This window comes from Arthrobacter sp. ISL-69 (genome assembly GCF_018613775.1).
GTDB lineage: Bacteria > Actinomycetota > Actinomycetes > Actinomycetales > Micrococcaceae > Arthrobacter.
Window position 1 is genome coordinate 1 of sequence record NZ_JAGGPO010000013.1, and the last position, 25,273, is coordinate 25,273.

A 25,273-nucleotide genomic window follows, 5' to 3' on the forward strand; every position below is an offset into this window, starting at 1 on the left:
ATTATTTCAGCAGTCTCCTAGAGCGTGTCCCTGCCATAGGGGATGCGGTTCAGCCGTTCCCCCACACCGGTGCTGCGTGCCCGCGCCCGGCTCAGCCTGGTCAGTTCACGCTCGCGACGCTCCACCAGGACTGCCGCCAGGTATTCTTCCGGGCCTGTGCCGGCAGGTGGCGGCGGGGCCACACAGGCTGAAACCTCGTTGGCCAGCGACACCGCCATTGAAGCGCGGGACGACGGCGACATCCGGCCCGCCTGGCGGATGAACTGCGCGGCCCGGCGGGCTACGGCATCCGGTATCCGGCCGATGTCAGCCAGCGCTGCCCAGGACCTCAGATGCGGAGGAACGAACGGGACGAACGGCGGTTCCGCGGGCACACGGCGCCGGAGCGAGTAGGTTCCTGCGACAACATCGCCGAGCCGCTTGGACTTGTCGTTGAACAGCGCGACGGCGATGGCCAGCCCGCCGAACGTCATGTAGATCTCCAGGAATCCAATGAGGCCACGGATCAGCGCGTGGCGGAACCGGATGGCGCCGCCGTCGTCCCGCACGATCCGGAGCCCGGCGGCCAGCTTGCCAAGCGACAGGCCGCGGGTGAGGGTCTCCACCGCCACGGGGAGGATCACGAAGCAGAAAACCACGCTGACCAGTACCAAAGTGCGCGCCGCCGCTCCGTCCAGGTCGCTGTAGGCGGACGCAATCACTGCCATCATTCCAATGAGGAGGACTATGTTGGCTATGACGTCCAGAATCACGCCCAGAGCCCGTGCCGCGAACGACGCCGGGCGAAGCTCCAGTACAACTGCTTCACCTGTGATGATTGAGCTCAAGTCGGGTCCCCGTCCCTACACGCTACCTACGAACGCTCACAGTCTAATCCGGGCGCGCTAGGGTAGTGCCGTGGACATCGATGCGTTCTCCGCGGTCAACGGGGACAAATGGGCGCGGCTCTACGTGCTGGCGTACAAACGGCGGCTCAACGGGAGCGAGGCCGACGAACTGCTGCGCCTCTATCAGGGCACGTCATCGCATCTGTCCCTGCTGCGCTCCGTGGCGCCGGAGAGCGGGCTCTCCGCCACGCTGTCGGCCACGCTTGCGCAGGCACGCACCCGCTTCACCGGGGCACGGTCCAACTTCATGGACGACCTCGCCCGGTTCTTCGTTATCGCGCTGCCGGCGGCGTTCTACCGGCTCCGCTGGCTTACCGTCTGGTGCGGTCTGGCGTTCTGCCTGATCGCGGGCGCGTACGCGCTGTGGATCGCCACGTCACCGGATGCGCTCCGTGCCCTCGGGTCGGACTCCACCATCAAGCAGTACGTCGAAAAAGACTTCATCGACTACTACTCGGAGAATCCCGCCGCTTCATTTGCCGGTGCCGTCTGGACCAACAATGCGTGGATCTCAGCCCAGGCAGTGGCCCTCGGCATCACCGGCTTCTGGGTTCCCATGATTCTGTTTGGCAATGCCCAGGGCGTGGGTGTCGCGGCAGGCGTCTTCGCCGCAGTCGGCAAGTCGGATGTGTTCTTCAGCTACATCCTTCCCCACGGGCTGATGGAGCTCACCGCGGTGTTCATTGCCTGCGCGGCCGGCCTGAAGATCTTCTGGGCGCTGGTTTCGCCGGGGCCCCGGACCAGGGGCCAGGCCGTGGCGGCGGAAGGACGTTCCCTGATCACTGTGGCACTGGGACTTGTCCTGGTGCTGTTCGTCTCCGGCCTCGTGGAAGGGTTCGTCACACCAAGCGGCCTTCCCGTGTGGGCCAAGATCGGAATCGGCGCCGCGGTACTCGCTGCGTACTGGACCTACGTCCTTGTATGGGGCCGGCGCGCCTACCGTTCGGGGGCCAGCGGCGACCTGGACAGCGCGGATGCCGGGTACACGGCCTTGGCTGCCTGATTCCCCCTCCTGAATCCCGCTGCCTGAATCCGGTGCGGAACGGGGTGGCACCTCCCGCCATGGTGTGCCTGACGGTAGGCTCATCTGGAGATAAGTAGCGTTGCCTGGCGGTGTCAGGGCAGCGCGGACGCCTACGGAAGTGAAGCTGCAGTGACTGAGAAAACTCCCACCCCGCCGAATCGGCAGGATCCGCATCTGGATCCCGCCGATGACACTGACGAACCCGCGTTCGACTGGATGAAGCCCGCCGCTGCGGGAGCAGGCTCAGCGGCAACGGCTAAGGGAGCAGCTCCGGCAGGAAAGGCGGCCCCTGACGCAGCCAAGGACCAGCCGGCAGCGTCCGCCGGTACCTCTGCACGCCAGGGCGAGCCTTCCCAGGGCGGGACTGCCCAGACCGCTGCATCCCCGAACGCTACAAGCCAGGCCGCTACATCCCGGACCGGAACGCCGCAGGCTTCCGCGCCGACCCAGGCCGGAAGCCGCGCGGACCGCAAAGCCGCGGAGGCCGCCGTCGAGCCCGCAGCCTCCGAGCCGCAGGGGAGGGGGACGCACTTCCGGGAACCACTACCCACCTCGGCGCTCCAGGTGCGCCCGCCGCAGGATGAGGTGGAGCGCCGGAACGCCGAGCGCGAGCACGCTGCCAACACCAAGCCCGTCCTGCCCCGCGTGATGCAGGTCCTGCTGGCTGCCTTCTATCCGGTGATCCTGTTGGTCCTTGCCGTGCGCGCTGTCACCAGCCCGTTGTTCCTGTGGGTGGAATATAACCGTCCCGGTTTCCCCGGCGACGGTTACGGCTTCAGCACGGATGACCGCATGACGTACGGGTCCTACGCGGTGGACTACCTCAGCAACTGGTCCGGCCCGCGGTATCTCGGCGAGCTCGTGAACCGCAGCGGCGATCCGCTGTTCCAGGAAGGCGAAGTCAGCCACATGGCCGACGTCAAACTGGTCATCCTGTCCGCTTTTGCCGGGGGCACGCTGCTGATCCTGCTGGCCATCGTTGCCATGATCTACCTGCGGCGCCGCAGCACCGGGGGAATCCGGCGCGGCCTGTTCGCCGGCTCCATTGTGACCCTCGTGATCATCCTTGGGCTGGGCACACTGGCAGCGCTGGGCTGGCAGCAGTTCTTTACGGAATTCCACCGGATCTTCTTCGCCAGCGGGACCTGGACGTTCGCCTTGGAAGACACCCTCATCCGGCTCTTCCCGGGACAGTTCTGGGTTGATGCCGGGATCGTGATCGGAGCCCTCGTGCTGATCGCCTCCGTGGTGACGCTGGTCCTTACCTGGCCCACCAGGAAGCGCCGTGGCATTGCCAAGGACGGTAACGCCAAGGACGGCGCTGCAAAGGACGGGACAGCCGAGGACGAAGCAGCCGCGGTGTAGCAGCCGCGCTGTGTGAAACGGCGCAGAACACAAATGTGAAGGCGACCGGCACCCGTGCCGGTCGCCTTCAGTTGTCTTGTGCCCCGTCTCGTCGTGCGCCCCGCCGTGCCGGGTGCGGCGGCCGCCCCGGTGCTAGCGGTACAGCCTGTCGATGTGCTCCTCGAAGTCGCTGACGACGGCGGCCCGTTTGAGTTTCAGCGACGGCGTCAGGTGGCCTGACTCAACCGTGAATTCAGTATCCAGCAGGGCGAAGCTGCGGATGGATTCCGCCTTGGACACCAGCTGGTTGGCCTGGTCGATCGCGCCCTGGACAGCCTCGCGGACCTGGTCATCGGACGTGGCTTCGGCAACACCCATGACCGGAATCTTCCTGGCTGAGCACCAGTTTTCCAGGCCTTCCGGATCGAGGTTGACCAGCGCCGAAACGAACGGCCGCCCGTCGCCCACCACCACGGCCTGCGCCACGAGCTGATGCTCCCGGATCTTTTCTTCCAGCGGTCCGGGTGCCACGTTCTTGCCACCGGCGGTCACGAGGAGATCCTTCTTGCGGCCCGTGATGGTGAGGAATCCGTCCTCATCCAGCGAACCGAGGTCCCCGGTGCGGAGGAACCCGTCCACAAACGCTTCCGCGTTGGCGGCCTCGTTGGCGTGGTAGCCCTTGAAGACGCCGATGCCCTTGACCAGGATCTCGCCGTCCTCTGCGACCCGGATGGTGGTTCCGGCCACGGGGATGCCCACCGTGCCCACCCTGGTCCGCGACGGGGTGTTGGCGGTGCACGGGGCCGTGGTCTCGGTGAGACCGTAGCCCTCGAGCACGGGGATTCCTGCGCCGCGGAAGAAGTGCGCGTCGTTGGAGTTCAGCGGGCTGGCGCCGGAGACGGTGTACCTGACCTGGCCGCCGAACGCCTGGCGCAGCCTGGGGTAGAGCAGCCGGTCAAAGACGGCGTGCTTGGTGCGGAGCACGAGGCCGGGCCCGGTGCCCGTTCCGCGGGCCGCAGCGTCGAGGGCCTTGGAGTAATCGATGGCCACTGCGGAAGCGGCGGCGAACAGCCGCGTCTTTCCGGCGAGGTCCGCCTTATGGCTGGCACCCGCATGGACCTTTTCAAAAATCCTGGGCACTACCAGCAGGAAGGTGGGTTTGAAGGTGGCCAGATCCTCCAACAGCTGGGCGGCACCGGAAGTGTGGCCCAGCGTTACTCCGGCGCTGAGGCACACCACCTGGACGGCGCGGGCCAGGACATGGGCGAGCGGGAGGAACATCAGCGTCCGGGCACCCTCCTGCCGCAGGAGCTCAGGCAGGAATTCCACAATGTTGGCGGCCACGAGGGCGAAGTTGCCGTGCGTTATCTCGCAGCCCTTGGGCTTGCCCGTGGTCCCGGAGGTGTAAACCAGCGAGGCGACGTCGGCCAGGACCGCTGTGCTGCGGTGCCGCTCCAGCTCCGCGTCGGTGACCCCGGTGCCTGCCCCGGCGAGGCTCGCCAGGTTGGGCGCGCCGCCGTCGTCGTCCATCCGCACAACCGTCAGCACAGCGTTGCCGAGCAGCTTGGAGTCCGCCAGGACGCCGGCCACCAGTTCCTCCTTGGCCCGGTCCTCGACGAACACCCTGCGGGCGCCGGAGTCGTGCAGGATCCACTCGACCTGGCTAGCCGAGGAGGTCTCATAAACCGGAACGGTCACGCCGCCGGCAAACCAGATGGCGAAGTCCACGAGTGTCCACTCGTACCGTGTTCCGGACATCACGGCCACGGTGTCGCCCGGCGCCAGGCCCCCGGCGATCAGTCCTTTGGCAAGTGCCCTGGCCTTGTCCAGGAACTTCCCGGCGGGTACGTCAACCCAGCCGTTGGGGCCCTTGCGGGAGTACACGGCGTGGGAAGGGTCCTTGGCGTGCTGCCCGAGCAGCAGGTCAGTGACGTTGCTGTCCTGATCCAGCTCCACGAGCAGTTCAGTGCTTGCTTCTCTCACAGCCAGTCTCCGTTCCGGATCCGTGGTTCGATGTCCCAGTACCGCGTTCCCCCGTTCGTGATTCCACCGCACGCGGCACCTCTGCAATACTGCCCTAGATCCAGGACGGCATCCACATCCGGAACCGCCAGTCCTGGTACGGAATGATTTCCGCGGTCCAGATGGGGTAGAAGAACGCCGAGAGCAGCACGGCGCCGGCCACAAACAGCGCCACCAGGTACAGCCCGGAGCGTCGGCGCCACAACGGGTCCTCCCGCCGTCCGAGAACCAGGCCCAGGCAATATGTCAGGGCAAGCACGAGGAACGGTTCAAAGGACACGGCGTAGAAAGTGAACATGGTCCGTTCCGGATACAGGAACCAGGGGAGGTAGCCCGCGCCGACCCCCGCCAGGATGGCACCGGCCCGCCAGTCGCGGCGGCCTGCCCACCAGAAGAGCAAGATCACCAGCGAAACCGTGGCGCTCCACCAGATCAGGGGATTGCCCACCGAGAGAATGGCCGACGTGCAGCTGGCAACGTCGCAGCCCGGGCTTCCCTGCTTGGGGGACTCGTAGAAGAACGACGTGGGGCGCCCCATCACCAGCCAGCTCCAGGCGCTGGCCTCGTACGGGTGGTCGGAGCTGAGCCCCTGATGGAACTTGTAGGCTTCCAGGTGGTAGTGGGCCAGGGACCGCAGCGGCCCCGGGATCCAGCCCCACTGGGCCGAGGGGTTGGTGTCGGCCCAGTGGCGGAAGTACGCATCCTTCGACTGGAACCAGCCGGCCCACGTGGAAACGTACACCAGGGCGGCAACCGGGACGATGCTCAGGAAAGCGGGAATTCCGTCCTTGATGATGCCGCCGCTAATCCAGCCGCGGATCCCCGCGATCCGGCGCGCGCTCAGGTCCCAGAAGACGGTCAGCAGCCCGAAGGCAGCCATGAAGAACAGTGCGGACCACTTGGTGCCCACGGCCAGGCCCAGGCAGACCCCGGCCGCCACGCGCCACCAGCGGACACCCAGCCACGGTCCGGAAACCAGCTGAAGCACCGACGGCCTGCCGTCCGCGGCTGCGGCGGAATCGCGGCCCAGCTTCGCGGCCAGCCGCCGCCGGCCGTCGTCGCGGTCCATCAGGAGCGCACCGAAAGCGGCGAGGATCCAGAACATCAGGAAGATGTCCAGCAGGGAGGTCCTGGACATCACCAGGTGGTGGCCGTCCACTGCCAGCAGGAGGCCGGCCACGGCCCCCAGGGTCAGCGAATGGAAAAGTTTCTGCGCGATCAGGGCGATCAGGAGGATGGACAGGGTCCCGGTCAGCGCCGCGCTGAACCGCCAGCCCAGGGGGTTATCCGCGCCGAACAGCCACATTCCTGCCGCGATCATCCATTTGCCCACCGGCGGGTGCACCACGTACTCCGGGGAGGACAGGATGACTTCAGGATTCCCTGCCACGAAGGATTCGTTGGCCTTGTCGGGCCAGCTCCGCTCGTAGCCGCTGATCAGGAGCGAATAGCCGTCCTTGACGTAGTACGTCTCGTCAAACACCAGGCTCCGGGGAACCTCCAGGCGGACAAAACGAAGGACGCCGCCGATCGCCGCCGTGATGGCCGGAATCAGCCAGAACCATAGCCGCAGCGACGGCGGATAGTCCCGCCAACTGCGGATGGTTCCGAGCAGCCGTTCCTGGAGGGCGCTTTCCGTGAAGGCCTCCCGCGGCCGGCGGATCCACCGCTGCCCCTCAAGGTTTCGTCCCAACGTCCCGGACGCCGGCTGTGCCGGGCTGGCTGAGTCGGCCTCGACAGGAGGTACGGAGGTCTGCGTCACGTGCCCATGCTACCTTTTGGCGCTGGAAGAGCCTGCCAGCAGTAGGCTGGTCGTGTGGACCAAAAACTAAGCTCTTCCCGCCCGGACGGCTCCGATGGTGCCAGCAGCACCGACGACATCGTCACTACCGACGATGCCGACTGGGCGCCCGACGTCGCGGCCGATGCCACGGACGAGGACTGGAGCAGTGATTCGGCTGCGGCTGCGGCGCCGGCCGGGGAACCGGCGGACCGCTCCACGTCAGGGCAGCCCGGCAGGATCGTGCTTGCGGCGACCCCCATCGGCAACGTCGGCGATGCGTCCCCGCGCCTGGTTGAACTCCTCACCACGGCGGACATTGTTGCCGCCGAGGACACCCGGCGCCTGCACCGCCTCGTGCAGAACCTGGGGGTCACTGTGGGCGGGCGCGTGATCAGCTACCACGAGCACAACGAAGCGGTGAAGACCGCCGAACTCCTGGACCAGGTGCGCGCCGGGAAAACCATCGTGATGGTGACCGACGCCGGTATGCCCGCCGTCTCGGATCCGGGTTTCCGGCTCGTTGAAGGTGCGGTGGCGGCCGGACTGACGGTCACCGCGGTGCCGGGACCGTCCGCGGTCCTGACGGCCCTCGCGCTGTCCGGCCTGCCCACGGACCGGTTCTGTTTTGAAGGGTTCCTTCCCCGCAAGGCGGGCGAACGCGCCTCCCGCCTGTCGGACCTCGACGCCGAACGGCGGACCATGGTGTTCTTCGAGGCGCCCCACCGGCTTGAACCGATGCTGCGCGCGCTGCGGGAGCGCTTCGGACCGGACCGCCCGGTTGCCGTGTGCCGTGAGCTGACCAAGACGTACGAAGAGGTAATCCGCGGCTCGCTGCGTGAACTTCTCCTGTGGGCAGAGACCAACGAGGTGCGCGGTGAAATAGCCGTCGTGGTGGGCGGCGCGCCGGAGCGGGAACCCGGCAAACCCGAGGACCATGTGGCCGCCGTCAACGGCCTGATTGCGCAGGGAATCCGGCTGAAGGAGGCCGTGGCTGCAGTGGCCGAGGACGCCAAAGTCAGCAAGAGGGAGCTCTACTCCGCGGTCCTGGCCGCCCGCTAGAATCCGGGGCAGGAGCTTGTGCAGCTGCACAGCAAAGCCCGAACTGCATAGTGCGCGCATGCATAGACGCTCCGGAGCGCGCGGCAGTACCGTGGCTTTAAAGCAGCCGAGAGCTGAACCCATCCCCAACACCAATTGCTGACGAGGGAGTCATCGTGACTGTAACTGCACAGCCCACCGTTACTGCGGAGCGCGAGAGCGAGCTGCTCGCTTCTGTTCCGACCGGACTGCTGATCAACGGCGAGTGGCGCCCGGCGGCGTCCGGTAAGACGTTCGACGTCGAGGATCCCGCCACCGGGAAGGTGCTGCTGAGCATCGCTGACGCCGGTCCGGAGGACGGCAGGGCCGCCCTGGACGCGGCCGCTGCCGCGCAGGATTCCTGGGCGCAGGTCCCGGCCCGTGAACGCGGTGAGATCCTGCGCCGCGCCTTCGAAATGGTCACCGCCCGCGCCGAGGACTTCGCGCTGCTGATGACCCTGGAGATGGGCAAGCCGCTGGCCGAAGCCCGCGGCGAGGTCACCTACGGCGCCGAGTTCCTGCGCTGGTTCTCCGAGGAAGCCGTCCGCGCGTTCGGCCGCTACTCGGTCTCCCCGGACGGGAAGTCCCGGCTGCTGGTGACCAAAAAGCCGGTGGGCCCGTGCCTGCTGATCACGCCGTGGAACTTCCCGCTCGCCATGGCCACCCGGAAGATCGCCCCGGCCGTGGCCGCCGGCTGCACCATGGTGCTCAAGTCCGCGAACCTGACCCCGCTGACCTCGCAGCTGTTCGCTGCCGTGATGATGGAGGCCGGCCTGCCCGCCGGTGTCCTGAACGTCATCCCGACCTCGACGGCCGGTGCCACCACCGGGCCTTTGATCAAGGATCAGCGGCTGCGGAAGCTCTCCTTCACCGGGTCCACCGAGGTCGGCCGCCGGCTGCTCTCGGACGCCTCCGAAACGGTGCTGAGGACCTCGATGGAGCTCGGCGGGAACGCCCCGTTCGTGGTCTTCGAGGACGCCGATATTGACGCCGCGGTCGCCGGGGCGATGCTGGCGAAGCTGCGGAACATGGGCGAGGCCTGTACCGCGGCGAACCGGTTCATCGTGCACGAGTCCGTCGCGGCGGAGTTCGCGGAGAAGTTCGCCGCGAAGATGGCGGACATGACCACCGCCCGCGGCACCGAAGCGCACTCCAAGGTCGGGCCGCTGATCGATGCCAAGAGCCGGGACAAGGTCCACGAGCTCGTCACCGACGCTGTGGCCTCCGGGGCCGTGGCCGTGGCCGGCGGCGGACCGGTGGACGGGCCGGGCTACTTCTACCAGCCCACCATCCTCACCGGCGTCACCGAGGGCACCCGGATCCTGTCCGAGGAAATCTTCGGACCCGTCGCGCCGATCATCACCTTCACCACCGAGGACGACGCGATCCGGCTGGCGAACAACACCGAATACGGCCTGGTCGCGTACGTCTTCACCAAGGACCTGAACCGCGGCATCCGGATGGGCGAACGCCTCGAGACCGGCATGCTCGGCCTGAACGCCGGCGTCGTGTCCAACGCGGCCGCGCCGTTCGGCGGCGTCAAGCAGTCCGGCCTGGGCCGCGAAGGCGGCCTCGAGGGCATCGAGGAATACCTCTACACCCAGTACATCGGCATCGCCGACCCCTACGCCAGCTAAGCAGTTCGCTGGCTAAGCAGTTCTCCGGCGCAGGCTAGCCCTGCCGCAGGCGTCGCAGGCCGTCGCGCACCGTCCGCCAGGACCGCGCGGCGGCCTGCCCCAGTTTGGCGGCGGGACGCGAGATTGCCCGGAAGGGCGCCGATGCTATGAGTCCCCAGCGATTCATGACCGAGGGCGGCAGCCACTCCGCCCGGAGCCGTTGGGGCAGCCGTGAGTGCCGCCGCAGGGATGCCTGGGTCCGGGCTATCCTGTCGGCAGCCGAAACCGCGGCGGCAGGTTCGCCGGCCAATGCGGCGCTTTCGGGAATACCGGCAGGCCGGCCGTACTGCTGGCGTTCAAAGTCAGCGGTGAGCGAGGCAACCGCCCGCGCACCGGCGTCGTCCGCTCCATCCGGCCCGCCCAGCGCACCCGATTCGCGAAGCCTGCCGGAGAAATGCCGGGGAGTTTCGCTGACGCCGGGAGCCAGGCCGTAGTCGGTGGCCAGGTCCCGCAGTTCAGCCCAGGCCGAGGTGGCCGTGCTGCCGCCGGGGGAGGGTGAACCCCTGAGCCGTCGGGAGCGAATCCCGGCCCGCACCATCCGGGGCGAGGCGGCGAGCAGGGCAAGGAGCAGGATGCCGGCGGCCAGGTAGAGCGGCAGCCTCAGCGCGTGTCCGGCTTCGCCGGAGGAGTCGAGTCCGGGCAGCGGCACGGGCGTGGCGCCAGGTGTAGCGCCGGGGGTGGCGGCGCTGGACGGGATGAGGTCGTCGTTGTTTTCGTTGGTGCTGGCACCGCCGGGGGTGGAGGCCTGAGAGGCGTAGTCCGGCACCACTCCACGCGACGGGGTGGGCTCGAACGCAACCCAGCCGAGGCCCTGGAAGTAGAGTTCGGGCCAGGCGTGGGCGTCCCTGGAATCAACTTCGTATTCAGTCAGGGCGCCTTGCCCGGGAACCGAAACCGTGGCACCGGTGGACCTGCCGGGGGCGTAGCCCACGGCAATGCGGCTCGGAATTCCTTCCAGCCTGGCCATGACAGCCATGGCCGAGGCGAAATGGATGCAGTAGCCGCTCTTTTGAGTCAGGAAGTCCGCCAGGACAGAGAGGCCGTTGCCGTCGTAGCCGCCCTGGACGGGGGACTGCAGGGAGTAGGTGAACTCCACGGAGCGCAGGTAGTTCTGGATGGCCATGGCCTTGGCGTACGCAGTCCGGCTTCCCTCCGTCACGGTGTCCGCCGTGGTGCGCACGATGTCCGGCACGTTGTTGGGCGGGCGGATGAACTCCTCCGAGATCCCGCGCACGGGCGCGGATGACTCGGCCAGCAGCTCCGGCGTGAGCCGGGGGGAAGTTGACTGCACCACGTACTGCTGATTGCGCGCGTTGGTGTCCACGCCCTTGATGCTCAAGGTGGCCGGATCCCAGCTCCATCGTCCGTCAAGGCCATTGACCGAGTCCGGAGCGTATGGCACCGGCAGGTACGGGCTGGTGAAACGTCCGGTGTCGATCGCCGTGACCGTGCGGACCTGCTCGTCAGCGAGAACCTCGTAGCCGACGTCCATCCGGCCAACCCCCACCCGGCGGGAAGCGTCACGGTCGTCCGGTGACCAGGAATCGCCGTCGAACCGGTCCACGGTGACCGAGCGGAGGTACTGCGGGCGGCTGGCGTTGGAGGCGTAGGTGATGCGCCCGTCGCCGGAGGGACTCCGCAGGCTGTTGCCCAGGCTGATCATCGGGTTCAGCCCGGTGGAGGAACCCCACGGATTCAGCCGGGAACCCTGCGGGAAGGTGCCCTGGTCGAAGCCGGGAACGGCGAGGGGGAGGAGGAGGGTGATGACCAGCGCCATGCCGCCGGTGAGTGCCGCCCGGCGGAACTGTCCGGGGTTGCGGGCAGTGTCCGCCGTGGTCCGGTTGTCCGGGGCGAACCACTGGCTGCAGGCCAGGATCATCAGGTACCCGGCTGCGGCAGCGGCGAACCCCCACGGGCCGACGCTCTGCGGCTTGACCATGGCCGGCACCACCAGGATGGCAAGGAGACCCAGTCCGCTGGTTGCCGGCAGGGCCAGCGGCACGGCGAGGGCATCCACCAGGATGACCACCAGCCCCAGGACCGCGCACGTGACCAGCACGATGCCCGCGTTGGGCGCGACCGGGGAGCTTTCAGCCAGGACGGTCTCGCTTGCCCGCCGCAGGTACCGGCCCAGCTGCGCCATGGTGTCCCCGGAGGGGATGAAGCCGGCAATGCTGTCCCTGCGGAAGAACGTGAACGTCAGGATGAAGACGAGGGAGGCAAAGCCTCCCAGTGCCACCAGGAAGGGCTGGGCGCGCAGCGACCGCAGGACCGCCATGGCCAGGGCCACAACGCAGACGGTGGTCAGCACCGGCACGTACCAGGCCCAGCCCCGGAGTACCCCGTTGAGGGTGAGTGCGGCGCCGGCCACAGATACGGCGACGGCGGCCGCCATCACCCACGGCTGCGCGCCAACCCGGCGCGACTGTGCGGACGGGGCCGGTGACGGAGCCAGGACTTCAGGCGTACGGCCAGTGTCCGGACCGGAGTGCCGCTGGGGAGTCAGGGTCATCGACTGACTCCCGTGCCGCGGCGGACATCCGCGGCGGCCGTGGCGGCTGCCGCATCGCGCTGGTCGAAATAGGACCACGCCGCCGGCACCGACGTGCCGGGGGCAACGGCCACAGCCCGCCAGCCGCCGGACCTCAGCGATTCCAGGGCGGCCTGGCAGTCGCCCGGATGGTCGGTGACGACAATCGCGAACGCGTTGGCCCCGAACCCCGCGCCGGCGGACAGGGAGCGTGCCTCTGCGGCCTGCAGATGTCCGAGGATGGCCAGGATGGGGCCCCGCTGCCGGTGGGCGGAGAGCTTGTCGATGAGCCTGTCGTCGAAGGGGTGCAGGGCTGACTCAGGCGCCGGACCGTGGTGGGCGCCGGTCAGCTGGATAGCGGCCAGGCTCTCCGCAATGGACTGCAGGCCGCCCGACCCGGAGTATTCCTCCGCTTCGGGTTCGGGCGCCGAAGGCGAGTGCAGGAATGCCGGTTCTCCCGCGGGATCGAGGAACCGCAAGGCATAATTGCGTTCCGCCAGGTGGGCGCTGACAGACATGGCCGCCGTAACGGCCCATTCGAACGTGTCGCTGGTCACCAGGTCGTGGCCGTCCTCGCCGGAGGTGGCGGAAAAGGCGGCGCCGGGTCCGCGCGCAAACGCAGCCCACCGCTGGTCGAGGATGATGGTGGCCTCCGGAGTGGTGACCGACTCCTCCTGCCGCACCATCAGGGCGCCGTGCCTGGCCGTCGCAGCCCAGTGCACCCGGCGCATCGGATCTCCATGGCGGTATTCGCGGGTCATGACGTCGTCGTCGCTCGGATTCGCACGGATCCGCGTGGCCGTGACGCCGTCGTTGCCTCGCGCGCCGGCGAGTCCGGTCGCAGGGAGCTCGACGGCGGCGGGCGTCACGGTCAGCGTGTCGCCGTCGTCGATCGCGTGGCGGTGCAGCGAGAGCCCGAAGGGGTCCGTGAACTCGGCCGTCACCGGGCCGATAACGAACTGGCCCCGTTTGCCGGAACGGAGGTGGTATTCATAACGGCTGGTCCCGCCGACGGCGGAGCGGGCCGGGAACCGGAAGGCCGGCGAGTCGCCGAACCGCGGCGGAAGGTGTTCCTCCATGATCACCTGGCCGGTGGCTATCCCGGTCCGCGCCACGGCAAGCCGCACGGTGGTGGTGGAGGATGTTTCCACGCTGGCGGGGTTGAACTCGCGGTAAACCTTGAACCTGGGTTTGAGGACGCGGATCCCCGCGAGGGAAACCAGCGGCAGGATGATCAGGAGGATGCCGAGCGTGAGCAGGTCCCGGCGGCCCATCACCTGGGCTGCCAGGAGCGACACCACGCCCGCGCCCAGCAGCCCCCAGCCGCGAGTGCTGAAGAGGTGTGCCGGAAGCCTGTCCGTCAGGGCCATCGTGGCGCCTTTGGCTAACGGGTGTGCCGCAGTTCCGGGCCGCTGCGCTGGCCGCCACCCCGCGACTGCGTGGACATATCCTGCGGCACCGGAAGCTTGGCCAGGATGCTGCGGACAACGCTGTGGGGGGTTTCCCCCGTGCTGGCGGCCTTGCGGTCAAGGATGATCCTGTGGGCAAGCACGGATTCGGCAACGCTGACGACGTCGTCGGGGAGGACGAAGTCCCGGCCCTCCAAGGCGGCGGTGGCCTTCGCCGCCCGCAGGAGTTGGAGCATGGACCGCGGGCTGGCGCCGAGGCGGAGCATGGCACTTTCGCGCGTGGCGCGGCCGATGGACACGGTGTATTCCTTGATCGCCTGCGAAACGTAGACCCGCTGGACGGTGGCGATCATGGCCGCCACATCGGCTGAGGTGACAACGGCGGTCACCCTGGTCAGCGGCGACGTCGCCTGGTGCGTCTCCAGCATTTCGATTTCCGAGTCCTTGTCCGGGTACCCCATGGAGATCCTGGCCATGAACCGGTCCCGCTGCGCCTCAGGCAGCGGGTACGTCCCCTCCATCTCGATGGGGTTCTGCGTGGCCACCACCATAAAGGGCTCATCCAGCTTGTACGAGTCCCCGTCCACGGTGACCTGGTGTTCCTCCATGCATTCCAAGAGCGCCGACTGGGTTTTTGCCGAGGCGCGGTTGATCTCGTCACCGATGACGATGTTGGCGAACACGGCGCCGGGCCTGAACTCGAACAGCCGCGACGCCTGGTTGTAGATGGAGACGCCGGTGACATCGGACGGCAGGAGGTCCGGAGTGAACTGGATCCTGCTGACCGAACAGTCGATGGTGCGGGCGAGTGTTTTTGCCAGCAGGGTCTTTCCCACACCGGGAACATCCTCCAGCAGCAGGTGCCCCTGAGCCAGGAGGACTGTGAGGGCAAGCTTTGCGGCCTCCGCCTTGCCATCGATCACGGTGTTGATGGCGGACAGGATGCGCTCGCTGGCGTTGTGGAAGGCCTCGGCCTCCATGGCCGGCGGCTTGAGGCCGTTCAGTTGGTTTCCGACAATTCCCGCACCGCCAGGGAAGCTCTGCCCTTCCGGGAGTGCTTCGTCTACTGTGGTGCGTCTGTGGGAATCCATCGACTGCCTTTCAGCACTGGGGAAGCCTGGACGGGTTGGCAAAGTAACTGCTGGCGCCCGCCGCCGGGCGTTCGCCCGTATGCCTACCAGACTACTAACACAACTGCCGGACCTGACAGAGAGTTCCGGTATTTCCCGGCGGGAGCCGGAGGGCCCTGGACGGCTAGGGTAGAAGGATGAACACCCCGTTGACGCCAGTCCCGTTTCGTGCGCCCGGAAGCGACGGCTCCGGCCGGCACGGCTATCCGCCGGCGCCGGAGCCGCTGCCCGTCCCGGTCATGGACAACCACACGCATCTGGACTTTCCCAATGCCGACGTGACCGTGGACGTGTCCGCGGCATTGGACATCGCCGCGTCGGTGGGCGTCCAGGGTGCCGTGCAGGTGGGCTGCGACCTTGAATCCTCCAGGTTCACGGTGCAGGCCGTTGACCTGGATTCGCGGCTGCTCGGCGCGGTGGCGATCCACCCCAACGACGCTCCGGACTATGCGAAGCGCGGTGAACTGGAAGATGCGCTCGCCGAGATCGAAGAGCTGGCCTCGCATCCCAGGATCCGCGCCATTGGCGAGACGGGCCTCGATTTCTTCCGTACGGAGGGGGAGGGGCTGAAACATCAGCGCTACTCGTTCCGCCGCCACATCGACATCGCCAAGCGGCTGGACCTGACGCTGCAGATCCACGACCGCGACGCCCATGACGACGTCGTCCAGGTCCTGCGCGAAGAAGGCGCCCCGGAACGGGTGGTGTTCCACTGCTTCTCCGGCGACGAGGAGCTGGCCCGGACGTGCAACAGCGAAGGCTGGTACATGTCCTTCGCGGGCACTGTGACGTTCAAGAACGCGGCCAACCTGCGCGCTGCGCTAGCAATTGCCGACCCCGCCCGGGTCCTGGTGGAGACGGATGCGCCTTTCCTGACCCCGCATCCGTTCCGCGGCCGCCCCAATGCCAGTTACCTGATCCCTCACACGGTCCGGACCATGGCGGAATTGACAAGCACGGAGCTGTCCGGCTTTTGCGCCCAAATCGCCGAAAATTCGGTGCGGGCATACGGATCCTGGGACTAACCGCGGCTCCGCTCAGGCAACAGTCAGGAATACCAGGTATGTACAAATTCTTGGTTGCTTTATAACGCTTCGGTTACAGTGGATAACTATTAGCCGGGGTCGGGGAAGGCCTTCGGATAATTTCACTCAGTTCCGGGCCTGCGCAAGCGGCGGGCCCATGCAGTGCTGAGTATGGCGGCGCACACGTCTGCTGCAAACATCCGGACCATGTCCGGAGTTGCCCTGAGGGTGTTTGCGTCGGTGGGTGATGTGCGTTTTTCCCCGTGCCCGGATGGTCCTAGAGTTACGGGCAATCGTGGTCAACTTCTTCACTTCGGACGGTAAATTCAGTTTCGTCAAGGTCGGCGCCCAGCTGGTTGTGCTCTCTGCACTCGTACTGGGTCTCGTGGCCTTCGTAGGCAACAACAAGACAGTCACCCTGAACGTGGACGGAAAAGTCAGTTCCGTCCAGACCTTCGGCGGGACCGTGGGCGAAGTGGTCAAGAGTGCCAAGGTGGAGCTGCAGGGCGCAGACCGGGTATCCCCGTCGGCGGACGCCCGCGTGGAGAACGGCTCGGTCATCAACGTCAACCTCGCCAAGGCCGTGAAGATCAGCCTCGACGGCGCTGAGAAGACGATCAACACCACCTCGGCCGACGTCGAAGGACTCGTCACCGAACTGGGCGTCGCAAGCGCCTCGGAAGTGTCCGTGCCCAAGGACGCTCAGCTGGCCGTCTCCGGATCCTTCGTGTCCATTTCCACGCCGAAGACCGTCAGTATCCTGGCGGACGGCAAGGCTTCCAAGACCACCACCACTGCAGCCACCGTGGCCGATGTCCTCAAGGACGCCGGAGTCACCGTCGGTGCCGGCGACCGGCTCTCCCAGCCCCGCAACGCCCATGTGGTCAATGACATGGCGATCAAGGTTTCCCGGGTTGATTCCTCGAAGACCGCCGCCACCACGGAAGAGGTTCCTTTCGAGACGCTCAGTTCCGAAAGCGCCGAACTGTTCGTGGGCGAGAAGAAGGTCACCCAAGCCGGTGTCCCCGGCAAGGTGGACAAGAACTTCAAGCTGGTGCTGGTGGACGGCCGCGAAGCCTCTCGGACCCTGGTCTCCGAGACCGTTTCCGTGCAGCCCGTGACCGAAAAAGTGGCGGTCGGGACCAAGGAAAAGCCCACGGCCGAAGCCGCCGGTGCGAACACCGGTGCAGCAGCCCCCACCATGATGAACGAAGCCATGTGGGACAAGATCGCGCAGTGCGAATCGACCGGTAACTGGTCCATCAACTCCGGCAACGGCTACTACGGCGGACTGCAGTTCGACATCCAGACCTGGATCGGTGCCGGCGGCGGCGCATACGCACCCAACGCCAGCCTCGCCACCAAGGCCCAGCAGATCGATATCGCCAACCGCGTCTACGCGCAGCGCGGCCTCTCGCCCTGGGGCTGCGGCTGGGCAGCGAGCAGCTAGCAGCCGTCCCGCAGTCCAACACTCCGCCGCGGCAGCTGACCACCGCCACGGGGGAATCGAAGTCCGGGTCCGGAATTGAACCGGATCCGGCCTTCGACCACCGCCACGGGGGAATCGAAGTCCGGGTCCGGAATTGAACCGGATCCGGCCTTCGCCGTCCCCGGAGACCCTTCACCGGCGCGGCCGCCGCGGGCCAACGGGATAGGATACCTAGGTGACTGAACCGACTCCCGCCGCCTCCGGCACCGCGCCCGCACCACTGCTGGGCGCTTCCGATGTCCGCCGGCTTGCCGAGGAGATCGGAGTCCGCCCCACGAAAACCCTGGGCCAGAACTTCGTCATCGACGGCAACACCATCCGCCGGATCGTGGCCACAGCGGACATCCACGCCGATGAGACCGTCCTGGAGGTCGGTCCCGGACTGGGATCACTCACCCTGGGACTGCTGGACGCCGCCAAGTCTGTTGTCGCCGTCGAAATTGACCCTGTCCTGGCGGCCAAGCTTCCGGACACCGTGAAGCAGTGGCGGCCGGACGCCGTCAAGGATTTCCACCTTGTCCTGGCGGACGCCATGAGGGTGACCGAACTGCCCGTTGAGCCGACAGCGCTTGTGGCGAACCTCCCGTACAACGTGGCGGTGCCGGTGGTCCTGCACCTCCTGCAGCACTTCCCGAGCCTCCGGCACGGCCTGGTCATGGTCCAGGACGAGGTGGCAGACCGGCTTGCTGCCGGCCCCGGATCCAAAACGTACGGCGTGCCCTCAGTTAAGGCCGCCTGGTACAGCAGCATGCGCAAGGCCGGCGTCATCGGAATGAACGTCTTTTGGCCGGCGCCCAAGATCCACTCGGGGCTTGTGGCTTTCACGCGCCGTGAACCGCCGGTGACGTCGGCGACCCGCGAACAGGTCTTCGCCGTGATCGACGCCGCTTTCGCCCAGCGCCGGAAAACCCTGCGGGCCGCCCTGGCCGGATGGGCCGGAAGCGCAGCTGTTGCCGAACAATGCCTGCTGGCGGCGGGCGTGGATCCCACCGCCCGGGGCGAAGTGATCGATATCGCAGCGTTCGCACGGATCGCCGAAGCCCGCCAGGCCCAGCAGGGTTGAGGCCGGACGCCGCTCCCGCATTGTGCGTAGCTGCCAGCATGCATGCTTGGAGCCTGACGCTGCCATGCCATAGCTTGGACTCATGAACGCAGTGAGAGGGCGCTTTGCCGCGAGGACGGTCCGGGTTAAGGCTCCCGGCAAAATCAACGTCTCGCTGGATGTGGGCCCGCTGCGTGAGGACGGCTACCATTCCGTTGCCAGTGTCTACCTGGCGGTGTCCCTCTACGAGGAAGTGGCCGCCACCAGCACCGCCGCCGACGGAATCACGGTCAGCATGAGTCCGTTCAGCACGCTGGACCTCGAGGACGTGGACATTCCGCTCGACGAACGGAACCTCGCGTACAAGGCGGCCACCATCATGGCCGATGTGTCCGAGCACTCCACCGGCGTGCACCTGGAGATCACCAAGCGTGTCCCGGTGGCCGGCGGCATGGGCGGCGGTTCAGCAGACGCAGCTGCCACGCTGCTCGCCTGCGACGCCCTGTGGAACAGCGGGCTGTCCCGCGACGAGCTGGCCCACCTGGCCGCAGAACTCGGGGCCGACGTCCCGTTTTCGCTACTGGGCGGCACCGCGGTCGGGCTTGGGGTGGGCGATGAACTGTCGCCGGCGCTGGCCAAAGCGCAAATGGACTGGGTACTGGTCACCGCCGACTACGGGCTCTCGACGCCGGACGTCTTCCGTACCCTGGATAGGCTCCGCCTTGCCGAAGGCGTGGCCGCCGAAGAGCCCACCGCGGTGGATCCGAAGATCCTGCAGGCGCTGCGCAGCGGCGACGCGGACGCCCTGAGCCGGGTCCTGGTCAATGACCTCCAGCGCGCATCCATTGAACTGGCGCCGGGGCTGCGCGATACGCTAGGCCTTGGTGAATCGTGCGGAGCCATCGCCGGACTGATTTCAGGCTCCGGCCCCACGGTCGCCCTGCTCACACACAGCCCCGCTGCAGCGGCCGGGCTCGCCGAAGACCTGGGCCATCACGGCCTGAATGCCCTGGCCGTCCACGGCCCGGTGCACGGGGCGCGCATCATCTCCGATACGCTCCTTTAGTACCTTTTGACCAGTACTTCCTTACAAATTTCCACCGAAGAAAGCAGTTCCCAGTGGCTCACCTGCTCGGCGGCGAGAACCTTACGGTCTCGTATGCAACCCGCACCGTCCTCGACGGCGTTACCCTCGGCCTTGAAGAGGGTGACCGGATCGGCATGGTGGGCCGCAACGGTGACGGCAAGTCCACCCTGATGCGGCTCCTGTCGATGCGCTCCACCCCTGATTCGGGGCGGGTCACCAAGCGCAGCGAGGTCAACATCGGGTACCTGGACCAGAGCGACGTGCTCGACGGCGACCTGACGGTCGGCGCCGCGATCGTCGGCGACCAGGCTGACTACGAGTGGGCCCGCAACCCGCAGATCCGCGAGGTCATGGGCGGACTCGTGTCCGACGTGGACTGGCACGCCAATGTGCACGCGCTCTCCGGCGGCCAGAAGCGCCGCGTCGCCCTGGCCAAGCTCCTGATCGAAGACCACGACGTGATCATGCTTGATGAGCCCACCAACCACCTCGACGTCGAAGGCGTCGCCTGGCTGTCTCGGCACCTGAAGACCCGCTGGCGGGCCAACCAGGGCGCGTTCCTGGTGGTCACCCACGACCGCTGGTTCCTCGATGAGGTCTGCAACAAGACCTGGGAAATCCACGACGGGATCATGGACCCGTTCGAAGGCGGCTACGCGGCCTACGTCCTGGCCCGCGCCGAACGTGATCGCTCGGCTTCGGTGATGGAGGGCAAACGCCAGCAGCTCGTCAAGAAGGAACTGGCCTGGCTGCGCCGAGGCGCCCCGGCACGCACCGCCAAGCCCAAGTTCCGCATCGAGGCAGCCAACGCCCTGATCGCCGACGTCCCGGAGCCGCGCGACTCGATGGCGCTGAGCAAGATGGCCACGGCACGCCTGGGCAAGGACGTGCTGGACCTTGAGCACGTTTCGCTGGACTTCCTCGGTGGCGACCCCGGGCAGAAGCTGTTCGACAACATCACCCTCCGCCTCGCGCCGGGTGAGCGGCTGGGGCTGGTGGGCGTCAACGGCGCCGGCAAGACCACCCTGCTGAAGCTCCTCAACGGCGAAATCCAGCCCACCTCCGGCAAGGTCAAGCGCGGCAAGACAGTTGTCACCGCCGTCCTCACCCAGGAGGTCAAGGAGCTCGACGACGTCAAGGACCTGCGCGTCATCGAAGTCATCGAGCGCGAAAAGCGGTCCTTCAACGTTGGCGGCAAGGAATTCAGCGCCGGCCAGCTCGTGGAACAACTTGGCTTCACCAACGAGAAGCAGTGGACCCCGGTCAAGGACCTCTCCGGTGGCGAACGCCGCCGGCTCCAGCTCCTGCGCCTCCTCGTGGGCGAGCCGAACGTCCTGATGCTCGACGAGCCCACCAACGACCTAGACACGGACACTCTGGCCGCCGTCGAAGACGTCCTGGACGGCTGGCCTGGCACGCTCGTTGTGGTCAGCCACGACCGCTACCTGCTGGAGCGCGTCACGGACCACCAGATGGCGTTGCTGGGCGACGGCAAGATCCGCGCCCTGCCGCGCGGCGTTGACCAGTACCTCGAACTGCGCGAAGGCGCCCTGGCCGGCTCCACCATCACCGGCGGCGGCAACCCTGTCACCGCCGCCAGCGGCAGTTCGGAACCCGCCGCCGCCGGCCCGTCCGAAGCAGAAAAGCGCGACGCCCGCAAGGCGAAAAACAGGATTGACCGCCAGCTGGGCAAACTCAAGCAGCAGGAAGACAAGATCCACGCCCAGATGGTCAAGAGCACAGCCGACAACGACTTCGACACCATGGCCGATCTCAACAAGAAGCTCAAGACCCTGGCCGAAGAACGCGAAGCCCTGGAACTCGAATGGCTTGAGGCACTGGAAGTCCTCGGCGAGTAACCTCAGCGCGTACCGGGTCTGGCTGAGGTGCCGGAGCCGGCCCTTCGACGTCGCTTAAACACGACGCGTAGAGGGCATTCCGGTCGCTGGGCGACCTCCATGCCCTGACGCGCCGCGATGCGCTCCTCTTCGAAGGACCGCCTCCGGCGAGGAGAGTCACCTTGCCGCTGTGGAACGGTAGGCATCCCCGAACCTTCGGCAATTACGGTGGTAGAAGATCCCCGAACGGAACCTTCTTCAGTAGCGGTGCGGGGGGCCTTCGCGTAGTCGCGCATCGCGGCGCATCGGGCTCCGGAGGTCGCTCAGCGACCGCAGGTGCCCCTATGCGCTGTGTCTAAGCGACGGCGAAGGGCCGCTGCGCCGCGGGGGTGACCGCGGGACCGTGGCGAAGGGCCGCAGCCTAGCCGTCGCTGCGGAGCTCGGGTTCCTTTTGCAGGCCGGTGAGGCCGTTCCAGGCGAGGTTCACCAGGTGGGCGGCCACGGCGCGCTTGTCCGGGGTCCGGCTGTCCTGCCACCACTGCCCGGTCATGGCGACCATCCCCACCAGCATCTGCGCGTACATGGCGCCGTCGGCCGCGCTGAAGCCGCGGCGGGCGAACTCGTCCGACAGGATGTGTTCCACCCGTGCAGTGACATGGGAGAGCAGGGTGGAGAAGGCGCCTTCGGGCTGCGACGGCGGGGCGTCGCGCATCAGGATCCGGAAACCGTCCGTGCGGTCCTCGATGTACGTCAGCAGTGCCAGTGCAGCCCGCTCCACCTGGACCCGTGGCTTCGCTTCATCCGTGAGGGCGTCGTTGATGGCTGCCAGCAGGATCCGGAACTCGAATTCCACAACCTGGGTGTAGAGGCCCTCTTTGGACCCGAAGTGTTCGTAGATCACGGGCTTGGACACGCCGGCAGCGGCCGCAATGTCTTCGATTGTGGTGCTGTCCAGGCCGCGGATGGCGAAGAGGCCGCGTCCAATGTCGATCAGCTGTGAGCGGCGCTGCGCCCCGGTCATGCGCGGCCGGGGCACGTACCCGGGAGCCCTGACCGGCCTGCCTGGATGGTTTCCGGCACCGTCGGGTGCACCGTTGATCTTGCTCACCGTCCAATCATGCCTTAACGGCAACCGGGCCCCGAGTCGCAAGAGCGCCGACCTTCGTGGCAGAATTGGTTCTCGTGCCACGGGGCTTCGGGTCCGGGCACGGTCCGCCCTGGTGTAATGGCAGCACCCCGGCCTTTGGAGCCGTGGAGTATAGGTTCGAATCCTATGGGCGGAACTGCCGCTGTTGACCGGGTGTTATTTCCGGAACAGGCTGGCAGGGTGTGAAAGTGCGCGCAACTGAGATCCACCAAGCAAGGAGAGCCTGTACGTGAGCCCCGAGACAACCGGCCCGGCCGCCGTCATCGTCCTAGCTGCAGGTGCGGGTACCCGGATGAAGTCCCGGACCCCCAAGATCCTTCACGAAATCGGCGGCCTGTCGCTGGTTGGACACGCCCTGCGTGCCGCCCGCACCATCGACCCCCGGCAGCTTGCCCTTGTGGTCCGGCACGAGCGTGACCTTGTGGCCGCGCACGTGTCCGGGCTCGACCCCGCAGCGCTGATCGTCGACCAGGATGAAGTCCCCGGCACCGGCCGCGCCGTGCAGGCGGCGCTCGAAGCCCTCGACGCCCGGGGTCCGCTCGACGGCACCGTTGTGGTCACGTACGGCGACGTGCCTTTGCTTTCGGCGGAGCTGCTCGCCGAGCTGGTGCTGATCCACGAACACGAACGCAACGCAGTCACCGTCCTGACCGCGGTCCTGGACAACGCCGCCGGCTACGGCCGGATCCTGCGCGCGGCAGACGGTACCGTCACGGGCATCCGGGAGCACAAGGACGCGTCCGACGAGGAACGTGGAATCCGCGAGATCAATTCGGGGATCTACGCTTTTGACGCCGCCGTGCTCCGCGACGCCCTGGTGCAGGTCACCACGGATAACGCGCAGGGCGAGATGTACCTCACGGACGTTCTTGGGCTGGCACGCTCGGCCGGCGGACGGGTTGCCGCGGTTGTCACCAACGACCGCTGGCAGGTCGAGGGCGCAAACGACCGCGTGCAGCTTTCGGCGCTGGGCGCCGAACACAACCGCCGCACCGTCGAAGCCTGGATGCGGGCCGGCGTCACGGTCGTGGACCCCGCCACCACCTGGATCGACGCCACGGTGACGTTGGCAGAGGACGTCCGCATCCTGCCCAACACCCAGCTGCACGGCGCCACGACAGTGGCGAAGGACGCCGTCGTCGGCCCTGATACGACGCTGACGGACGTCACCGTCGGCGAAGGCGCCAAAGTGACCCGGACGCACGGTTCCGGTTCCACGATCGGCGCGAACGCCAGCGTCGGGCCGTTTACCTACCTCCGCCCCGGCACGGTGCTGGGGGAGACGGGCAAGATCGGCGCCTTCTACGAGACGAAAAACGTCACGATCGGCCGCGGCTCCAAGCTGTCGCACCTCGGATACGCCGGTGACGCCGAGATCGGCGAGGACACCAACATCGGCTGCGGCAACATCACTGCCAATTACGACGGCGAGAACAAGCACCGCACCGTGATCGGCTCGGGCGTGCGCACGGGTTCCAACACCGTCTTCGTCGCTCCGGTCCAGGTGGGCGACGGCGCGTACAGCGGCGCCGGCGCAGTGATTCGCCAGGACGTTCCCGCAGGCGCACTGGCCATCTCGGTGGCCAAGCAGCGGAACGCCGAAGGATGGGTCATCTCGCACCGGCCCGGCTCCATCTCAGCAGTACTGGCCGAAGCCGCGGGGGCAACGGCGCCGGTCAGCGAAACAGCCGCGGCACAGCCGCCCCTGGATTCCTCAAGCACCCCGGCACCTACAGAAGAGGGCAAGCAATCATGACCGAAATTACGGCACGCGGCGAGAAGAAACTGGTTCTCGCCGCTGGGCGGGCACACCCCGAGCTTGCACGGGAGATCGCCAAGGAGCTGGGCACGGAACTGCTGCCGGTGGATGCCTACGATTTTGCCAACGGGGAAATCTACGTGCGTGCCGGGGAGAGCGTCCGCGGCACCGACGCCTTCGTCATCCAGGCACACCCGGCACCGCTGAACAACCACCTCATGGAGCAGCTGATCATGATTGATTCGCTGAAGCGGGCATCCGCCAAGCGCATCACCGTGGTCTCGCCCTTCTACCCTTACTCCCGCCAGGACAAAAAGGGCCGCGGCCGCGAGCCGATTTCCGCCCGCCTGGTGGCCGACCTGTACAAGACTGCCGGCGCCGACCGCATCATGAGCGTTGACCTGCACACCTCGCAGATCCAGGGATTCTTCGACGGCCCGGTGGACCACCTGATGGCCATCCCGCTGCTGGCTGACTACATCCGCACGCGCGTCGCAGCGGACAACATCACCGTTGTCTCACCGGACACCGGCCGCGTCCGTGTGGCCGAACAGTGGGCTGAGCGCCTCGGCGGTGCCCCGCTGGCGTTCGTCCACAAGAGCCGCGACCTCACGGTTCCGAACCAGGCCGTGTCCAAGACCGTCGTGGGCCAGATCGAAGGCCGCACCTGCGTCCTGATCGACGACATGATCGATACCGGCGGCACCATTTCCGGGGCCGTCCAGGTGCTCAAGAACGCCGGCGCCAAGGATGTCATCATCGCGGCGACCCACGCCGTCTTCTCCGATCCGGCGGCCCGCCGGCTGTCCGAGTCGGGCGCCCGCGAAGTGGTGGTCACCGACACGCTGCCCATCCCGGCCGACAAGCGCTTCCCGCAGCTGACTGTGCTGTCCATCGCTCCGCTGATTGCACGCGCCATCCGTGAAGTGTTCGACGACGGATCCGTCACCAGCCTTTTCGACGGCAACGCCTGACCGCAGTACCCGGGCCCATCCGGCGTCGGG

Annotated in this window: 18 protein-coding genes and 1 tRNA gene; 12 read left to right on the top strand and 7 right to left on the bottom strand. The window is 67.1% G+C overall.

Annotated features, from left to right (window positions below; all coding sequences use genetic code 11):
• Positions 1-17: 17 nt before the first annotated feature.
• On the bottom strand, positions 18-827 hold the full coding sequence (locus tag J7I79_RS09235) for an RDD family protein (protein ID WP_214952532.1): 810 nt from the start codon (positions 825-827) through the stop codon (positions 18-20).
• Between the two features lie 70 nt (positions 828-897).
• Here J7I79_RS09235 and J7I79_RS09240 point away from each other — a divergent pair, with 70 nt between their 5' ends.
• The gene (locus J7I79_RS09240) at positions 898-1,890 is read left to right on the top strand and encodes a stage II sporulation protein M (protein WP_214952534.1); all 993 of its coding nucleotides are present in this window, start codon (positions 898-900) and stop codon (positions 1,888-1,890) included.
• A 150-nt stretch (positions 1,891-2,040) separates the two neighbouring features.
• A complete protein-coding gene (locus tag J7I79_RS09245; RefSeq protein ID WP_214952536.1) occupies positions 2,041-3,276 on the top strand; it encodes a TIGR01906 family membrane protein in 1,236 nt (411 codons plus the stop codon).
• A gap of 132 nt (positions 3,277-3,408) precedes the next feature.
• Here J7I79_RS09245 and J7I79_RS09250 read toward each other — a convergent pair whose 3' ends face one another.
• Positions 3,409-5,238, bottom strand: a complete 1,830-nt coding sequence (locus tag J7I79_RS09250) for a long-chain fatty acid--CoA ligase (protein WP_214952538.1) — start codon at positions 5,236-5,238, stop codon at positions 3,409-3,411.
• Between the two features lie 94 nt (positions 5,239-5,332).
• Entirely contained in the window at positions 5,333-7,039 is a 1,707-nt protein-coding gene (locus tag J7I79_RS09255; protein WP_214952539.1) for a phospholipid carrier-dependent glycosyltransferase, read from the bottom strand.
• A gap of 258 nt (positions 7,040-7,297) precedes the next feature.
• On the opposite strand from J7I79_RS09255, the gene rsmI reads away from it, so the two are divergent.
• Both rsmI and J7I79_RS09265 read left to right on the top strand, forming a co-directional pair.
• Complete coding sequence (gene rsmI, locus J7I79_RS09260; RefSeq protein ID WP_311380555.1) at positions 7,298-8,119, top strand: 16S rRNA (cytidine(1402)-2'-O)-methyltransferase; 822 nt, start codon at positions 7,298-7,300, stop codon at positions 8,117-8,119.
• 155 nt (positions 8,120-8,274) lie between these two features.
• Positions 8,275-9,774 (top strand): NAD-dependent succinate-semialdehyde dehydrogenase, encoded by a 1,500-nt coding sequence (locus J7I79_RS09265; protein WP_214952540.1) that lies wholly within the window; start codon positions 8,275-8,277, stop codon positions 9,772-9,774.
• Between the two features lie 34 nt (positions 9,775-9,808).
• Here the strand turns inward: J7I79_RS09265 and J7I79_RS09270 are convergent, their stop codons facing one another.
• The 3 genes from J7I79_RS09270 to J7I79_RS09280 are packed head-to-tail and all read right to left on the bottom strand — an operon-like array spanning position 9,809 to position 14,843.
• Positions 9,809-12,325, bottom strand: a complete 2,517-nt coding sequence (locus tag J7I79_RS09270; protein ID WP_214952541.1) for a DUF3488 and transglutaminase-like domain-containing protein — start codon at positions 12,323-12,325, stop codon at positions 9,809-9,811.
• Positions 12,322-13,713: a DUF58 domain-containing protein gene (locus tag J7I79_RS09275; RefSeq protein WP_214952542.1), complete on the bottom strand. Its 1,392-nt coding sequence runs from the start codon at positions 13,711-13,713 to the stop codon at positions 12,322-12,324. The genes J7I79_RS09270 and J7I79_RS09275 overlap by 4 nt, the downstream gene beginning before the upstream one ends.
• A 14-nt stretch (positions 13,714-13,727) precedes the next feature.
• Entirely contained in the window at positions 13,728-14,843 is a 1,116-nt protein-coding gene (locus tag J7I79_RS09280) for a MoxR family ATPase (RefSeq protein WP_214952543.1), read from the bottom strand.
• A 176-nt stretch (positions 14,844-15,019) separates the two neighbouring features.
• On the opposite strand from J7I79_RS09280, the gene J7I79_RS09285 reads away from it, so the two are divergent.
• From J7I79_RS09285 to J7I79_RS09305, 5 genes are all read left to right on the top strand, one after another.
• Complete coding sequence (locus tag J7I79_RS09285) at positions 15,020-15,907, top strand: TatD family hydrolase (RefSeq protein WP_214952545.1); 888 nt, start codon at positions 15,020-15,022, stop codon at positions 15,905-15,907.
• Between the two features lie 271 nt (positions 15,908-16,178).
• Positions 16,179-17,357: a resuscitation-promoting factor gene (locus J7I79_RS09290; RefSeq protein ID WP_251042598.1), complete on the top strand. Its 1,179-nt coding sequence runs from the start codon at positions 16,179-16,181 to the stop codon at positions 17,355-17,357.
• A 214-nt stretch (positions 17,358-17,571) separates the two neighbouring features.
• A complete protein-coding gene (rsmA, locus tag J7I79_RS09295; RefSeq protein ID WP_214952547.1) occupies positions 17,572-18,459 on the top strand; it encodes a 16S rRNA (adenine(1518)-N(6)/adenine(1519)-N(6))-dimethyltransferase RsmA in 888 nt (295 codons plus the stop codon).
• 82 nt (positions 18,460-18,541) lie between these two features.
• Positions 18,542-19,504, top strand: coding sequence for a 4-(cytidine 5'-diphospho)-2-C-methyl-D-erythritol kinase (locus J7I79_RS09300; RefSeq protein ID WP_214952549.1), 963 nt, complete (start codon positions 18,542-18,544; stop codon positions 19,502-19,504).
• A gap of 53 nt (positions 19,505-19,557) precedes the next feature.
• Positions 19,558-21,384 (top strand): ABC-F family ATP-binding cassette domain-containing protein, encoded by a 1,827-nt coding sequence (locus tag J7I79_RS09305; protein ID WP_214952551.1) that lies wholly within the window; start codon positions 19,558-19,560, stop codon positions 21,382-21,384.
• A gap of 400 nt (positions 21,385-21,784) precedes the next feature.
• Here J7I79_RS09305 and J7I79_RS09310 read toward each other — a convergent pair whose 3' ends face one another.
• Complete coding sequence (locus J7I79_RS09310; RefSeq protein ID WP_214952668.1) at positions 21,785-22,384, bottom strand: TetR/AcrR family transcriptional regulator; 600 nt, start codon at positions 22,382-22,384, stop codon at positions 21,785-21,787.
• Positions 22,385-22,574: 190 nt separating this feature from the next.
• Here J7I79_RS09310 and J7I79_RS09315 point away from each other — a divergent pair.
• From J7I79_RS09315 to J7I79_RS09325, 3 genes are all read left to right on the top strand, one after another.
• A tRNA-Gln gene (locus J7I79_RS09315) sits at positions 22,575-22,646 on the top strand.
• A gap of 93 nt (positions 22,647-22,739) precedes the next feature.
• Entirely contained in the window at positions 22,740-24,266 is a 1,527-nt protein-coding gene (gene glmU / locus J7I79_RS09320; protein WP_214952553.1) for a bifunctional UDP-N-acetylglucosamine diphosphorylase/glucosamine-1-phosphate N-acetyltransferase GlmU, read from the top strand.
• The gene (locus J7I79_RS09325; protein ID WP_011691079.1) at positions 24,263-25,243 is read left to right on the top strand and encodes a ribose-phosphate diphosphokinase; all 981 of its coding nucleotides are present in this window, start codon (positions 24,263-24,265) and stop codon (positions 25,241-25,243) included. Before glmU ends, J7I79_RS09325 begins: the two co-directional genes overlap by 4 nt.
• Positions 25,244-25,273: the final 30 nt, after the last annotated feature.

Excerpts from the sequence above, each read along its gene's own strand:
- J7I79_RS09270 (WP_214952541.1), bottom strand. The coding sequence starts at position 12,325 with ATGACCCTGACTCCCCAGCGGCACTCCGGTCCGGACACTGGCCGTACG.
- J7I79_RS09275 (WP_214952542.1), bottom strand. The coding sequence starts at position 13,713 with ATGGCCCTGACGGACAGGCTTCCGGCACACCTCTTCAGCACTCGCGGC.
- J7I79_RS09280 (WP_214952543.1), bottom strand. The coding sequence starts at position 14,843 with ATGGATTCCCACAGACGCACCACAGTAGACGAAGCACTCCCGGAAGGG.
- J7I79_RS09285 (WP_214952545.1), top strand. The coding sequence starts at position 15,020 with ATGAACACCCCGTTGACGCCAGTCCCGTTTCGTGCGCCCGGAAGCGAC.
- J7I79_RS09290 (WP_251042598.1), top strand. The coding sequence starts at position 16,179 with ATGGTCCTAGAGTTACGGGCAATCGTGGTCAACTTCTTCACTTCGGAC.
- J7I79_RS09300 (WP_214952549.1), top strand. The coding sequence starts at position 18,542 with ATGAACGCAGTGAGAGGGCGCTTTGCCGCGAGGACGGTCCGGGTTAAG.
- J7I79_RS09310 (WP_214952668.1), bottom strand. The coding sequence starts at position 22,384 with ATGACCGGGGCGCAGCGCCGCTCACAGCTGATCGACATTGGACGCGGC.
- J7I79_RS09325 (WP_011691079.1), top strand. The coding sequence starts at position 24,263 with ATGACCGAAATTACGGCACGCGGCGAGAAGAAACTGGTTCTCGCCGCT.